The sequence below is a fragment of the Dermacoccus sp. BD5 genome, from assembly GCF_044878485.1.
Taxonomy (GTDB): Bacteria; Actinomycetota; Actinomycetes; order Actinomycetales; family Dermatophilaceae; genus Dermacoccus; species Dermacoccus nishinomiyaensis.
Genome location: NZ_JANJER010000009.1, coordinates 118,376 through 133,516, shown reverse-complemented (window position 1 = coordinate 133,516; position 15,141 = coordinate 118,376). Strand labels below are relative to the sequence as shown.

General features: G+C 69.8%; 12 protein-coding genes. 7 read left to right on the top strand and 5 right to left on the bottom strand.

All coding sequences use genetic code 11. The annotated features are described in order from the left end of the window. Positions 1–365: 365 nt before the first annotated feature. Both NQ706_RS08805 and NQ706_RS08800 read right to left on the bottom strand, forming a co-directional pair. The gene (locus NQ706_RS08805) at positions 366–1,307 is read right to left on the bottom strand and encodes an L-lactate dehydrogenase (RefSeq protein ID WP_038567216.1); all 942 of its coding nucleotides are present in this window, start codon (positions 1,305–1,307) and stop codon (positions 366–368) included. 314 nt (positions 1,308–1,621) lie between these two features. Continuing rightward, entirely contained in the window at positions 1,622–2,311 is a 690-nt protein-coding gene (locus tag NQ706_RS08800; RefSeq protein WP_404360766.1) for an HAD-IA family hydrolase, read from the bottom strand. 170 nt (positions 2,312–2,481) lie between these two features. Here NQ706_RS08800 and panD point away from each other — a divergent pair, with 170 nt between their 5' ends. After that, positions 2,482–2,892: an aspartate 1-decarboxylase gene (gene panD, locus NQ706_RS08795; protein WP_038567221.1), complete on the top strand. Its 411-nt coding sequence runs from the start codon at positions 2,482–2,484 to the stop codon at positions 2,890–2,892. A gap of 211 nt (positions 2,893–3,103) precedes the next feature. Here the strand turns inward: panD and NQ706_RS08790 are convergent, their stop codons facing one another. Further along, positions 3,104–4,246, bottom strand: a complete 1,143-nt coding sequence (locus NQ706_RS08790) for a type IV toxin-antitoxin system AbiEi family antitoxin domain-containing protein (protein ID WP_038567222.1) — start codon at positions 4,244–4,246, stop codon at positions 3,104–3,106. Positions 4,247–4,546: 300 nt separating this feature from the next. Continuing rightward, positions 4,547–5,272 (bottom strand): VIT family protein, encoded by a 726-nt coding sequence (locus NQ706_RS08785; RefSeq protein WP_404360770.1) that lies wholly within the window; start codon positions 5,270–5,272, stop codon positions 4,547–4,549. Between the two features lie 216 nt (positions 5,273–5,488). Between NQ706_RS08785 and typA the strand changes: the two genes are divergently transcribed. The 5 genes from typA to NQ706_RS08760 all read left to right on the top strand — a co-directional run bounded on the left by typA (position 5,489) and on the right by NQ706_RS08760 (position 11,027). Continuing rightward, positions 5,489–7,402, top strand: coding sequence for a translational GTPase TypA (gene typA, locus NQ706_RS08780; RefSeq protein ID WP_038567226.1), 1,914 nt, complete (start codon positions 5,489–5,491; stop codon positions 7,400–7,402). Between the two features lie 82 nt (positions 7,403–7,484). After that, on the top strand, positions 7,485–7,685 hold the full coding sequence (locus NQ706_RS08775; RefSeq protein ID WP_038570459.1) for a hypothetical protein: 201 nt from the start codon (positions 7,485–7,487) through the stop codon (positions 7,683–7,685). 70 nt (positions 7,686–7,755) lie between these two features. After that, entirely contained in the window at positions 7,756–8,685 is a 930-nt protein-coding gene (locus NQ706_RS08770) for a PIG-L family deacetylase (RefSeq protein WP_038567228.1), read from the top strand. After that, the gene (locus tag NQ706_RS08765) at positions 8,682–9,185 is read left to right on the top strand and encodes a flavin reductase family protein (protein ID WP_006947412.1); all 504 of its coding nucleotides are present in this window, start codon (positions 8,682–8,684) and stop codon (positions 9,183–9,185) included. The genes NQ706_RS08770 and NQ706_RS08765 overlap by 4 nt, the downstream gene beginning before the upstream one ends. A gap of 87 nt (positions 9,186–9,272) precedes the next feature. Beyond that, a complete protein-coding gene (locus NQ706_RS08760) occupies positions 9,273–11,027 on the top strand; it encodes a VanW family protein (protein ID WP_038567231.1) in 1,755 nt (584 codons plus the stop codon). Between the two features lie 16 nt (positions 11,028–11,043). Here NQ706_RS08760 and NQ706_RS08755 read toward each other — a convergent pair whose 3' ends face one another. Then, positions 11,044–12,000, bottom strand: a complete 957-nt coding sequence (locus NQ706_RS08755) for an alpha/beta fold hydrolase (protein ID WP_051805701.1) — start codon at positions 11,998–12,000, stop codon at positions 11,044–11,046. 87 nt (positions 12,001–12,087) lie between these two features. On the opposite strand from NQ706_RS08755, the gene NQ706_RS08750 reads away from it, so the two are divergent. After that, on the top strand, positions 12,088–15,024 hold the full coding sequence (locus tag NQ706_RS08750) for an FAD-binding and (Fe-S)-binding domain-containing protein (protein WP_200874241.1): 2,937 nt from the start codon (positions 12,088–12,090) through the stop codon (positions 15,022–15,024). Positions 15,025–15,141 lie beyond the last annotated feature (117 nt).

Below are 15,141 nucleotides of genomic sequence, written 5' to 3'. Positions count from 1 at the left end.
CGTCATCGCGCTCGCGTGCCTGCTCACTGCCGCGCTGTGCGCTCTCATGTGGTGCGACGTGCTCATCGGCAACGTCGTGCCCGTTCTGCAGGCGCTCACGCCGGTCTGGGTGTTGACCGCCGCGGCGCTGCTCGTCGCGGCGGTGCTCGTACGCCGGCGCGCGGCGCGCCTCTCGGCGCGTCCCCTGCTCGTCGCCCCCACGGCGGCAGGCGTGGCACTCGCGCCGCCACCCCCCCCCCCCCCCCCCCCCCCCCCCCCCCCCCCCCCCCGGGGGGGGGGGGGGGGCGGCCGCGCGGCCCCCCCCCCCCCCCACCCCCCCACCCCCCCCACAACCCCTTTCGTCGTCTGTCGTCGTCTCGGAGCGTTCAGTCGCGTAGCCCCGTCGAGTCGACGACGCCGCTGAGTACCTCGGCGGAGTGGGCGAGGGCGTCGCGTTCGGCGTCGTTCAGGTCGAGTTCGACGACGCTCTTGACGCCGCTGCGCCCCAGCACCGTCGGCACACCGATGAACAGGTCGTCGATGCCGTACGTGCCGTGCAGCTTCGTCGAGACCGGCAGTGCGGTGTACTCGTCGCGCAGGATGGCGCGGGTGATGCGCGCGAGCGCCATGCCGATGCCGTACGACGTCGACCCCTTCGCGTCGATGATGCGGTAGGCCGCCTCACGCGTGTCGGTGAAGACACGCTCGATCTCCTCACGGCGCCCCGGCACGCTCTCGAGGTCGCGTGACAGCGGCGCGCCCGCGACGTTCGCGGACGACAGCGCGGCCACCTCGGTGTCGCCGTGCTCACCGATGATCGACGCGTGCACGCTCGACGGTGCGACGTCGTACAGCTCGCCGAGCATGAAGCGCAGGCGCGCCGAGTCGAGCGTCGTGCCCGAACCGATGACACGCTCGGACGGCAATCCGCTCAACTTCCAGGTGGCGTAGGCCATCACGTCGACCGGGTTGCTGGCGACGAGGAAGATGCCGTCGAAACCCGTCTCCATCACGGAGCCGACGATCGAGCGGAAGATCTCGACGTTGCGCCCGACGAGGTCGAGCCGCGTCTCACCCGGGCGCTGCGCCGCACCCGCGGTGATGACGACGAGGTCGGCGTCGGCGCAGTCGTCGTATGACCCCACCGTCACCCGCGTCGGCGACGGCGCCCACACGACGCCGTGGTTGAGGTCCATCACCTCGCCCGTCACCTTCTGGGTGTTGATGTCGATGATCGACAACTCGTGGACGAGACCCTGGTTGACGAGGGCATACGCGTACGCCACCCCGACGTCACCGGCACCGATGAGAACAACGCGATCACTCATGACCGCAACGCTACGCCGCCGGCCCGGTCTGTTCCGTCGTGTGAAGCACCCCGCGCGTGCAGTGAACATGAACATCGCATGACGGGCGGGGACGGCTCGTCACGTGACCGTTGGCCTCAGACACCCGAGCTTGGGAGTTTGGCAGCCGACCCGCGACCCCGCGGGCTTCAGGGTCCGGAGCTTGGGAGTTGCGCAGCCAACCCGCGACCCGCGGGCATCCGAGACCCGAGCTTGGGAGTTTTCGTCGCGTGTATTCAGGCTGTAATGCCTCGACAGGAGCCCGCAGGCGTGCGGTGCCGCGCCGCCCCGCAGGGTCAAGGCGTCGCGATCTGCACCGTAGAGTTTGTCACTGAAAAGCGAACAGCAGCAAGGGAATCGACGATTGCGTCCGCGTCCGTTGTCGCGTCGAGGTTGGCGACGTTCGTCGTCGACGTCAGCGCGAGCGTCGCGCATCCTGCGGCCTCCGCCGCGCGCAGACCGCTCGGTGCGTCCTCGACGACGAGGCATTCTTCGGCGGCGACCCCGAGACGCTCGGCAGCCACGAGGAACGGGTCGGGGTGGGGCTTGCCGTGCTCGACGTCGTCGAACGTCACGACCACGTCCGGCAGCGGAATGCCCGCGGCCTGCAGGCGCGCCAACCCAAGATCATGCGTCGCCGACGTCACGACCGCACACCGACGGGGCAGCAGCGCCGCGACCGCGTCGACGGCTCCGGGCAGCGCGACGACCCCGTCCGTGTCTGCAAGTTCTATCGCCGTGATGCGGGCCAGCGCGACCTCGGCCTCGTCGGGGATCAGATGCGGCGCGATCTGCGCGATGATGCCCGACGCCGGCACCCCGTGATGCTGGCCGAGCAGGTGCGGGTCGATGTCGTACTCGCGCGCCCACGCCACCCATGAGCGGATGACGGCGGGCGTCGAGTCGACGAGCGTGCCGTCGTTGTCGAACAGCACGGCCGCGAACGAGCGGCCGGCCAGGGCGGAGAGGTCACCGAGTCGGGGCATGGCTCGATCCCATCACGCCGCCACGCGACGTGCGAGTCCGTGGGCCTCTGCCTCTGGGGTGACCTGTCGAGACGTCGGTGATCGCCTGCCGCAGGGTGGCGGTCCTCCGCTTCCTGGGGGACGACGCCTCGTGGACGTACGCTTGAGGCCGTTTCGACGAGGAGGCCCTCATGCTGCGCACCCTGATGCGAGCCAAGATTCACCGCGCGACCGTCACGCACGCCGACCTGCACTACGTCGGCTCGTGCACCATCTCGTCCGACCTCATGGAGGCCGCCGACCTCGTCGAGGGCGAGCAGATCGACATCGTCGACGTCGACAACGGCCACCGACTCACTACCTACGTCATCGCCGGCCCTGCGGGTGAGGGGCGCATCGGCATCAACGGTGCCGCGGCTCACCTCGTCGGGGTGGGGGACACCGTCATCCTCATCGCGTACGGAATGTTCGGCCCCGACGAGGTCTCGACGCACGAGCCGCGTGTCGTGTTCGTCGACGGCGACAACCGTATCGTCGAACGCGGCACCGACCCCGCCCACGCGCCCGAGGGCTCCGGTCTCGTCGACCCGCGCGACGGCTGAAGCCCCCGCGGCCGATGCACAGGCCCGACGCTGACGTGCAGCTGGCGGGCCGACGGATCAGCTGTGCGATTTTTGTGCATCTGCACGAGGAATGTGCCGCACATTCCTCGTGCAGATGCACATTTCTCGTGCAGCTGGGCTCTCGTGGCGCGGTGAGGCGGGTGGCCCGCTCGTTCAACGGCGCGGCGGGTGCCCGCCCGAGGTCGCTCGTTCAGGAGGCTCGTGCCGCAAGCGCGACGGCCTCGCGCACGAGTGACCTCACGCGCTCGTGGTGGTCGAGGTCGCGGTAGAGCACGCGGACGAGGTGGTAGCCGAGTCGCTGCAGGGCGACCTCGCGGAGCTTCTCGCGGCGCAGCGCTTCGCGGTCGGTGTACTTGAGCAGCCCGTCGACCTCGACGATGACGTTCGTCCCCGCCACGAGGAAGTCGGCGCGTGCCACGAACCGTCCGTGCTCGTCGTACACCTCGAACTGCGGGATGACGGTGTACCCCAACGTCGCCAGCACCCAGCGGGTCCGTGATTCCGCAGCCGACTCGGCCCGCGGATCCGCGAACCGTGCCACCGTTCGTGCATGATGAGCGCCCGCGCGAGTTCCGAAGGCGTCCGCCGCGGCGACGAGCGCATCGGCGTCGAGGCCCAGACGGCGAGCTGCGTCGGTGACGACGAGACCGTCCGGGATGCCGTGGTGGGCCGCGATGTCGATGCCGACCTCGGCCGGGCCCTGCACGGGCCGCGCGATGCCGGCGAGGGGGACGTCGGCCGGCCCGGCGCCCCACGGCCGACGCATCGCCAGGCCGGGGCGGGTGCTGGGTCCGTACGGGCGACGGGACATCTCGACCGTGGTCGGCATGGTGAGCACCGGCAGCTGGTGGGCCAGCGCGGCCGTCACACCGGTGAGGTAGCTGCCGGGAATGGCCTCGAGCAGTGCGACCGCCCGCCGCAGGTGATCCTCACGGGCTGCCTGCCAGGGGTCGTCTGGCCCATCTGTGCGCGTGACGCCGCCGGCCATGCCGGGCGCGGGCTGTACGGCGTAGAGACCCTGACCGAGACGGGTCAGCACACCCGCCTGCCCCCAGCGTCGCAACTGCGAATCGGTGACGCCCGCGCCCAGGGCCTGCGCCCGCGTGAAATGCCCCAGCCGTGACAGTGCGAGGAGCACGTCGGGAATCGTCACGCCGGGGGCGCTCGCGTCGGAGGCGGCCGCACCACGGGCGTTCGGTGAAGGGTCGGTTTCGGGGTGGACCGGGTGGTGGACGCTCGGGGCGGTGTCGTTCGGAGTGAAGGCCCGAGCGCCCTGAGGGGCGGTGTCGGAGCGGACCGCGCCGCCGGCGCTCGCGCGGGGGATCGTCGTCATGAGCCCAGCCTGGTCGAGAATAAGGCCCGGCCGCTGAGGCCCTGTGGACAACTCGTCACATCGACGCGGACGGCGCAGCCCCTCGTGTCCTGATGGAACTCCCCGCGGGGGGCCAGCCACTCACTGAACGAAAACCCAGCTGCACGAGAAATACGCATCTGCGCGAGGAATGTGAATCACATTCCTCGCGCAGATGCGCAAAAGTCGAGCAGCTGCAGCTGCAGCGTCAGCCGGGCAGATGCGGACACCCGGGCAGACGCGCCAGTCGTACAGGTCAGACAGCCGCGCAGGTCAGACAGCTCAGGCGACGCCCGTGCCGACGAGCGAACCGACGCCGAAGGTGATTGCCATGGCGAGTACGCCGCCACCGACGTTGCGGGCGACGGCGCGCCCGCGCTGGGCGCCACCGATGCGCGCGCTGACGAAGCCGGTGATCGCGAGTGCGACGACGACGGCGACGACCGTCACCGGCACCCTGAGCGACGGCGACGGCAGCAGGATCGCGAGCAGCGGGATGAGAGCACCGAGGGCGAACGACACGAACGACGCACCGGCGGCCGTCCACGGGTTCGCGAGGTCGTCGGGGTCGAGGTTGAGTTCGGCGTCGGCGTGCGCACGCAGCGCGTCCTTCTCGGTGAGCTGGACGGCGACCTCGCGAGCGAGGGGCTCGTCGAGACCCTTGTCGACGTAGATCTGCGTGAGTTCGGCGAGTTCCTCGTCGGGCATCGTGGCGAGCTCGAGCTTCTCCTTGGCGAGGAGCGCCTTCTCGCTGTCGAGCTGCGTCGAGACGGAGACGTACTCGCCGACGGCCATCGACAGCGCACCAGAGACGATGCCCGCGACACCCGCGATGATGATGGGGGTGCGCTCAGCCGTCGCTCCGGCGACACCCATGACGAGGCCGGCGACGGAGACGATGCCGTCGTTGGCTCCGAGAACGCCGGCGCGCAGCCAGTTGAGCTTCGCGGCATGCCCGGCGTCGTGGGCCTCGCCGCTGTGGGGAGTCGTGGTCGTCATGACGCGCATCGTGCGCGATCGACGATGCGAGCGCCACGTAGGTGAGGCTTCGATGAGTCCGGTCACGGTGGCTTCGGTTCAGCCCGCACCCCGAGGGCGCGGCCTTGCGGGCGGTCGAACCAGCAGGTGCGTCCATCATCCACCCGCACCCTGTGCGCGCGGCTGTGCGGACCCTCGGATGGACCGCGTCCAAAGCAGGTCGAAAACCCTGCGACAATGGCAAGCATGGCTTTGAAGTCTCGTAACGACGTTCGCAACGTCGCCATTGTCGCCCACGTCGACCACGGCAAGACCACCCTCGTCGACAAGATGCTCTGGCAGGCCGGCGTGTTCGCCGAGCGCGCCACCGTCGAGACCACCGGAGAGCGAGTCATGGACTCCGGTGACCTCGAGCGTGAGAAGGGCATCACGATCCTCGCGAAGAACACCGCGATCCATTACGCGGGCCCCGCCGCGAAGGAGGTCGCGGGCCTCGACGAGGGTGAGTTCGTCACGATCAACATCATCGACACCCCCGGTCACGCCGACTTCGGTGGTGAGGTCGAGCGCGGTCTGTCGATGGTCGACGGTGTCGTCCTGCTCGTCGACGCCTCCGAGGGTCCGCTGCCGCAGACGCGCTTCGTGCTGCGCAAGGCCCTCGACGCGAAGATGCCCGTCATCCTGTGCATCAACAAGGTCGACCGTCCCGACAGCCGCATCGCCGAGGTCATCGACGAGGTCTACGAACTGTTCATGGATCTCGACGCGGACGAGGACCAGATCGAGTTCCCGATCGTCTACGCGTCGGCGAAGAACGGCATCGCCTCGACCGTGCGTCCCGACGACGGTGGCCTGCCCGAGGGTGACTCCGTCGAGCCGCTGTTCAAGACGATCCTCGAGACGATCCCCGCCCCGACGTACGAGGAGGGCACGCCGCTGCAGGCGCACGTGACGAACCTCGACTCGGACAACTTCCTCGGCCGACTCGCGCTGCTGCGCGTGTTCAACGGTGAGATCGCCAAGGGCCAGCAGGTGACGTGGTGCAAGGCCGACGGCACGCAGCAGAAGGTGAAGATCACCGAACTGCTCATGACGGAGGGCCTCGAGCGCAAGCCGTCCGAGAAGGCCGCGGGTCCCGGCGACATCATCGCCGTCGCCGGCATCCCCGACATCACGATCGGCGAGACCCTCGCCGACGCCGAGAACCCGGAGCCGCTGCCGCTCATCACGGTCGACGAGCCGGCGATCTCGATGACGATCGGAACGAACACCTCGCCGCTCGTCGGCAAGGAGCGCGGCACGAAGGTGACCGCGCGTCTCGTCAAGGACCGCCTCGACAAGGAGCTCATCGGCAACGTGTCGCTGCGCGTCCTGCCGACCGAGCGTCCCGACGCCTGGGAGGTGCAGGGCCGCGGTGAGCTGGCGCTCGCCATCCTCGTCGAGCAGATGCGCCGCGAGGGCTTCGAGCTGACTGTCGGCAAGCCGCAGGTCGTCACGCGTGAGATTGACGGCAAGCTGCACGAGCCGTTCGAGCGCCTGACGATCGACACGCCCGAGGAGTACCTCGGCGCCATCACGCAGCTGCTCGCTGCCCGCAAGGGCCGCATGGAGCAGATGACGAACCACGGAACCGGTTGGATCCGCATGGAGTTCGTCGTCCCCGCGCGTGGCCTCATCGGCTTCCGCACCGAGTTCCTCACCGAGACGCGCGGTACGGGTATCGCGCACTCGACGGCCGAGGGTTACGAGCCGTGGGCGGGCACGATCACGACGCGCGTCGCCGGGTCGCTCGTCGCCGACCGTACGGGCCCCGTCACGTCGTACGCGATGGTCAACCTGCAGGAGCGTGGCACGCTGTTCGTCGAGCCGGGCACCGAGGTGTACGAGGGCATGATCGTCGGCGAGAACAGCCGCGCCGATGACATGGACGTCAACATCACCAAGGAGAAGAAGCTGACGAACGTTCGCGCGTCGTCCGCCGACAACTTCGAGAAGGTCATCCCGCCGCGTCAGCTCTCCCTCGAGCAGAGCCTCGAGTTCTGCCGTGAGGACGAGTGCTGCGAGGTCACCCCGACGGCCGTGCGCATCCGCAAGGTCGTGCTCAACGCCGGTGAGCGCGCGCGCACCGCGTCGCGTGTTCGCAACGCGAACAAGAGCTGACCTGATCAGCTGACGATCGACGAACGGCCGGCCACCCCCGAACGAGGGTGGCCGGCCGTTTCGCGTGCGGCAGAGTGGGGCCATGAAGAAGAACCGGGAGAGCGTCTGGATCGTTCAGCACGACGAGACGCCCCACAACACCGTCCTCGGGGTGTTCGCGACGGCCACCGAAGCGGCAGAGTACGCCGACGCGGTGCATGTGAACTACGCCGACGGCGTCATCACCACGGAGTTTCCGATCGGGTTCCGGTTCGAGGACGGGGCGGTGCGCTACCGCCGCTGAGCCTTCGACCCCAGGCATGCAGCCACTGCGCTCTTTGCGTTTCGGCGCGTGGAGGACGAAGGTTGACCTCATGGCTCGGCTTCTCTTCGCGCATGCGCATCCTGATGACGAATCGCTGTGGACGGGTGTGACGATGGCGCATCACGTCGCGCGGGGTGACGAGGTGCACGTGCTCACCTGCACGCTGGGGGAGGAGGGCGAGGTCATCCCTGACGACCTCAAACACCTCGAACTGCCCGCCGGCTCAGCGCGTCCCGACGACGTCGCGGACGAGCTCGCTCCGGTGCGTCGCGAGGAACTGCGCCGCGCGATGACGGCGATGGGGGTGACGTCGTCGGTCGTCCTCGGTGACGACGCCTTCCGCGCTCTCGCGAACCGCCCTGAGGCGCGCACGTACCGCGATTCGGGCATGGCGGGCACGCCGTCGGCATCCCACCCCCGGGCGTTCACGGGCGCCGACATCGAGGCCGTCGCTGCCGACGTCGCCGCGTACGTCGACGCGCTCGCGCCCGACGTCGTCGTCACGTATGACGAGCAGGGCGGCTACGGCCATCCCGACCACATCCGCACGCACGAGGTGACGGTCGCCGCGCTCGCCGCATCCGCCACGCAGCCGGCGCTGTTCATCACCCTGACGCCGCAGTCGTGGGCACAGGAGGATCGCGCCTGGCTGCACGCGATGTGCTCGCCCGAGTTCCTCCGGGAGACGGGCTTCGTGGTCCCCGAGCGCGGCGACGCCTACCCGCCGTCCGTCGTGCCCGACGACGACGTGACGCACGCGGTCGCCGATGACGCCGCCGTCAGCCTCCAGATCAAGGCGCTGCGCGAGCACCGCACGCAGGTCAGCGTCGCCGACGAGGTCTACGCGCTCTCCAACGACGTCGCCGCACGTCTTTCGGGACGTGAGGGGTTCACCGAGTACGACGCCCGCGCTCGCCGCCGCATCGTCGGCGCCGAGAACGCCACGCCGAGCGCGACCCGCCCGGAGCTGATCGCATGACCTCCCACCACGAACCGGTCGACCCCGACCACTACCGCAAGGCCATCGGTCGTCTCGCGACGGGCGTCAGCGTCGTGACGACGCGCGTCGGCGACATCGACCATGCCATGACGATCAACTCGTTGACGAGTGTCTCGCTCGACCCCGTTCTCATGCTCATCAGCGTCGAACGCGAGGCCCGCTTCTTCGAGGCGGTCATGGAGCGCGGCGAATGGGCGGTCTCCCTGCTCGGTGCCAGTGCGAAGCCGATCGCGTCGTGGCTCGCGACGCGCGGGCGTCCGCTGCACGGCCAGCTCGACCGCGTGCCGCACCACCGCGGTGACGCGACGGGTCTCGCCCTCGTCGACGACGCCCTCGCGGAGTTCGAGTGCCGCACGGTCTCGACCCTCGACGCGGGCGACCACACGATCGTCGTCGGTGAGGTGCTGACGCTCGCCGTCGGCGACGCTCCCGAGGACGCCCTCACGTACTACCGGGGCGCATTCGGCCGGTTGCGCTGACGCGTCGCTCGTGCCCAGATCGTCGGACGCCGCCGTTCGTGGTGCAATGGTGCGACCCGTGGCGCGGGGTTTTCGCGGGTTCGAGACATGCAGGAGGTCACCGTGGCGGACGACGAGCAGGTGCAGGCGACGCAGCCGGACGGCACGCGTCGGCGCAGGCATCTGGCCTGGTTCGGGGGCGCCGGTGTGCTCGCCGTGGCGGCGATCGGCTACGTCGGGGCCTGCTACCACTACAAGGACACGATCGCGGGCGGTACGACCGTCGCGGGCCGCAGCATCGGCGGGATGACGATGGAACAGGCCTCGCGTCAGGTCTCCGGCCTGCCGGGCCCGGGGGCGCAGCAGCAGGCCACCGTCACGGCCGACGGGCAGAAGTTCGCGTTCGAGCCGTCCAGCGCCTGGAAGCCGGACGTGGCGCGCACGCTCGACGGCGTCACCGGGTTCAGCCTGTCGCCGGCCCGCCTCATCCATCACATCAGCGGTGACGGCGGCGCCGCCACGCCGCGGTACACGGTCGACGAAGCGGCGCTGGCGCGTCTCGTCAAGGGCTCGGCGGGCACCTCGATCAAGGGCGCGCCCACGCAGGGCAAGGTGAAGTTCATCAACGGTGAGGTCGTCGTCGTCGAGGGCGCGCCGGGCAAGAGCGTCGACGAGAAGGCGGTCGCGAAGGACGTCGCCGAGCACTGGCCGGGCACCACGGCCTACACCACGAAGCTCGTCGACAAGCAGGCCGACGCGACGCAGGACGCCGTCACCGCGTTCGCGGCGGGCGATGCGAAGAAGGCGATGTCCGAGCCGCTGCAGGTCAAGGCCAATGGCGAGACCGTGACGATGAAACCCTCCGATGTCTCCGAGGTCATCTCCTCCGACACGGACGCGCACGGAAAGCCCTCCATCAAGGTCGACGCGGACGCACTGCTCGCCCACGTCCTCGAGCGCAGCACCGACATGCAGAACGACATCGCGACGGACGCGAAGGTCGTGTGGAAGGACGGGAAGCCGAGCGTGCAGCCGGGCAAGGCCGGCCAGCAGATCGACGCCTCGAAGGTGCAGTCGGTCGTCGCGGCCGCACTGACGGGCAACCACGTCGCCAACCTGCCCATGAAGCCGATGCAGCCGCAGGTGACCGAGAAGGACATCGACGTCTCGTCGCTGCCCACCACGTCGATGGCGCACTTCGAGTCCAAGTTGCCCGGCGGCGCCGAGAACGCCGCGCGCACCCACAACATCGAGACGGCGCTCGCGACGCTCAACGGGATGGTGGTCAGACCCGGTGAGCAGTTCTCACTGTTGCGGGCCCTGGGGTACTCGTTGACGAAGGAGAAGGGCTACGTCGAGGCGGGCACGCTGCAGGGCGGCATCCACGTCGACGGCATGGGCGGCGGCGTCTCCCAGGTCTCGACGGTGCTCTACAACACGGCGTTCTTCGCGGGCGTGCAGCTCGACGAGCACACCCCGCACGATGTCTACATCGATCGCTACCCGATGGGTCGTGAGGCGACGCTGTGGAACCCCGGCGTCGACAACACGTGGACGAACGACACCGGCCACCTCATCCTCATCAAGGCGGGCACGAGCGGCAACAAGGTCGTCATGGACTTCTACGGCACACGCCAGTACGACGTGTCGACGAAGACGGGGCCGAAGACCGACGTGGTGCAGCCGAAGCAACGCACCGTGAAGAACGTCAAGGGGTGCGAGAACTCCGTCGGAAACGGCACGCCAGGCTTCCAGGTCGACGTGTGGCGCACCCTCAAGAAGGGCTCGAACGTGGTGCGCACCGACAAGATCCACACGAAGTACCAACCCGACGACATCATCACCTGCGTCGGCTCGTCGTGATGTCGGCGCGCCGGTCTCAGAGGCCGGCGTGCTCGATGACGAGGTCGGCGACGTCGCCGGCGTGCGAGCGCACGGCCCAGTGCCCGGCGTCGAGACGCCGCACGCGGGACGTCGCGGCGTAGGCCGCGCCGTGCGTGGCGATGGGTTCGCGGACGTAGCGGTCCTTCGTCGGCACGACGATCTGAGTCGGCACGTCGGTGCGACGAGGCCCGCAGGTCGCGTCCGCGCTGGAGCCGCGCCGGCGCAGCCCCATGTTGGCGCGGTACAGCTCGAGGCCGTCGAGCATGTCGCGGCGCTCGCGCTCGGCACCGTCGCCGCGCTGCAGCAGCCGGCTGAACGCGCCGCTGCGGATGACGAGTTCCGGAAGCAGCGGGGTCTGGAAGAACGCGATGTACGTCGACGACGCGGCCTGCTGCGCGAGGAGCAGACGATCGTGGGTCGAACCACGGGCCATCGCGTGCATCCAGCGGGACGCATGGTCGAGACAGGGGCCCGAGATCGTCGTGAAGCTGCTGACGCAGGAGGCCGCGCCGTCGTCCGTCACGGCCTGCCAGGCCTGGATCGAACCCCAGTCGTGGGCGAGCAGATGAACCTCATGCCCGTTCTCGGCTGCTGCGGTGACGGCCCGATCGACGTCGCGGCGCAACTTGTCGAGGGCGTAGCCGTCGCGTGACGGCGGCGCGTCGGAACGGCCCGACCCGCGGGTGTCGTAGGTGAGGACGTCGGCGCGGGGGATGAGGTGCGGGATCATCGCGTCCCAGACCCGCTGGTCGTCCGGGTAGCCGTGCACCGCGACGACGACGGGACGCTTCGGCGTGCGGCCGGTCGGCATGCCTTCGCCAGACGAGTCGCCAGCCGACGATTCGTCAGCCGACGAGACGGCGAGTCGGTGCCACGTCGCGGCGAGCGTCAGGCCGTCATCGGTGGTCAGGGAGGTCTGTTCGACAGTAGCTTCGTGCGTCGCGGTCGTCATGACGCCACTGTGCCGTACGGACCCGGGGCCTGTCTTGATCTGCGACGCTGCCCGACGCGCCCAGGGGCGGCGCGGCACAATGAATGCGTGAGTACGCCGAGCATCCCGTTCACGCCCGCCGCCGACGTCACGGCGCATGCCGCCACGATCGACGTCGGGCGCATCGCGCACGAGCTGCGTCATCACGAGGTCACCGACGTCCTCGTCAGCGGTGTCGAGCGTGCCGCGTACTCGAGTGACGCGAGCCTGTACCGCGTGCTGCCGCGCGCGATCGTGCGTCCGCGCCGCACCGATGACGTGCTCGAGACCCTCGCCGTCGCGCGCAGTCTGGGCGTGCCGATCACCGCACGCGGCGCGGGCACGTCATGCGCCGGCAACGCCGTCGGGCCCGGCATCGTCATGGATTTCAGCACGCACATGAACAAGGTGCTCGACCTCGACGTCGCGAACCGGCGCGCCGTCGTCGAACCCGGCGCGGTGCATCAGAGCCTGCAGCGCGCGGTGCTGCCGCACGGGGTGCGCTTCGGGCCGGACCCGTCGTCGCACACGCGATGCACGATCGGCGGGATGATCGGCAACAACGCGTGCGGGTCGCGGGCGTTCGCGTATGGCAAGACGAGCGACAACCTGCTCTCGCTCGAGATGGCGACGGCCGGGGGCGAGCTCGTGCGCCTCGATCACGGGGCGTCGCGCGACGCGCTGACCGGCGCGCACCCCTACCTCGGGCGCCTCGACGACCTCGTCGGCGCGAACCTCGCGACGATCCGGCAGGAGTTCGGGCGCTTCGATCGTCAGGTCTCCGGCTACGCGATGGAGACGCTGCTGCCGGAACGCGGGTTCGACGTCACACGCTTCATGGCCGGCACCGAGGGCACGCTCGGGGTGCTGACGGAGGCCACCGTCGGGCTCGTGACGGAACCGGCGTTCCGCATCCTCGTCGTCCTCGGCTACGACGACATGCCGGCCGCCGGTGACGCCGCGCCGCTCGTGCGTCAGTTCACGCCGACGGCGTGCGAGGGCATCGACCGGCGGCTCGTCGACGTCCTCATCGCGCGGCGCGGCGCGCAGGCTGTCCCGGCGCTGCCGAAGGGGTCGGGGTGGCTGCTCGTCGAGATCGCCGGCGACGATCGCGACGAGGTGCTCGCGCGCGCCGAGGCGTGTCTCGTCGGCTGCGGGGCGGTCGACGGGCGCGTCGTGCTCGACGCCGCGGAGACGAGTGCGCTGTGGAAGGTGCGTGAGGACGGCGCCGGCCTTGCGGGGCGCTCGCCGAGGGACCTGCCCGCGTGGCCCGGCTGGGAGGACGCCGCCGTCCCGCCCGAAAAGCTTGGCGCGTACCTGCGTGACTTCGACGCGTTGCTCGACACTTACGACCTCTCCGGGTTGCCGTATGGCCACTTCGGCGACGGGTGCCTGCACATCCGCATCGACTTTCCGCTCAGCGCGCCGGGCGGCACGCAGGTGCTGCACGAATTCCTCGACGAGTCGGCGCAGCTCGTGGCGCGCTACGGCGGGTCGATGTCCGGTGAGCACGGCGACGGGCGCGCCCGCAGCGAGTACCTCAGCTCGATGTACTCGCCGCAGGCGCTCGCGTTGTTCGCCGGCGTCAAGGAGATCTTCGACCCGACGAACCTGCTCAACCCGGGCGTCCTCGTCGATCCCGCGCCGGCGGCGGCCGACGTCCGCATGGCGCACGTACCGCCATTGACGAAGAATCTCGCACTCGCGTACGCGCATGACGGCGGCGACTTCGCGCGCGCCGTCCACCGCTGCACCGGCATCGGCAAGTGCCGCGCGAGCACGATCGGGACGACGAACGTCATGTGCCCGAGCTACGCGGCGACCGGTGACGAGAAGGACTCGACGCGCGGACGCGCGCGGCTGCTGCAGGAGATGGTGCAGGGCGGGCTCTCCGGCGGTTTCGTCAACGACGGTTGGCGCTCGCCGGAGGTGCACGAGGCGCTCGATCTGTGCCTGTCGTGCAAGGGCTGTACATCGGACTGCCCGACGGGTATCGACATGCCCGCGTTCAAGTCGGAGGTGTTGCATCAGACGTACAAGGGGCGCGTGCGTCCGCGCTCGCACTACGCGTTGGGGCAGCTTCCGCGCTGGGTTCGGTTGGGACACAAGGCGTCGGGCGTGTTCAACCTGGCGCTCGCGGTGACGGGCAAGGTGCCGGTGCTCAAGAAGCTCGCCGGCGTCGATCCGCGACGCTCGGTGCCGTCGTTGGCGCGTGAGTCGTTCCGTGACTGGTGCCGCACGAACGATGTCGGGTTCTTCGAGGACGCCGACCGTCGTGGCATGGTGCCGGAGAACGCCGTCGTCATCATGGTCGACACGTTCACCGACCACTTCTCGCCCGGGGTCGGTCAGGCCGCGGTTCGTGTGCTGCGGCGCGCAGGCTGGGAGCCGTTCGTCGTAGAACGCGCCGGCTGCTGCGGTCTGACGTGGATCTCCACGGGCCAGCTCGACGGGGCGAAGAAGCAACTGCGCGGGTTGATCGGCGACCTCGCGCCCGTCGCGCGTCGTCACGTGCCCGTCATCGGGCTCGAACCGTCGTGCACGGCCGTGCTGCGCGGTGACGCGGCCGAGCTACTGCCCGGCGACGAGGACGCCGCGCTGGTGGCGCGCTCGACGTCGACGCTCGCGGAGTTCCTCGCCGGTGACGACCGGTGGACGGCGCCCGACCTGTCCGGTGTCGACGTGGTCGCGCAGCCGCACTGTCACCACCACGGCGTCATGGGGTGGTCACCCGATGCGGCGCTGTTGCGCGACGCCGGCGCCAACTTGCAGCAACTCGGCGGATGCTGCGGCCTCGCAGGCAACTTCGGCGTCGAGCAGGGGCACTACGAGGTGAGCGTCAAGGTCGCCGAACAACAGCTGCTGCCGGCGATGGACGCCAAGCCCGGCGCTGCGCTGCTCGCCGATGGGTTCTCGTGCCGTACCCAGATCGCCGACCTCACCGAACGTCGCGGCATCCACCTCGCGCAGTTGCTCGACGACGCTCAAGGTGGTCAGGGCGTCTGAGCCCTGAGTGCGGGCAGGGGGTCAACGGCGTCTCTCGAGGCATCGCCCTGCCTGCGCGCATGGATCTCTGACCGGATTCGCGTCGTGCGCGACGCCTTTCCGGGCGATGGTCGCGGA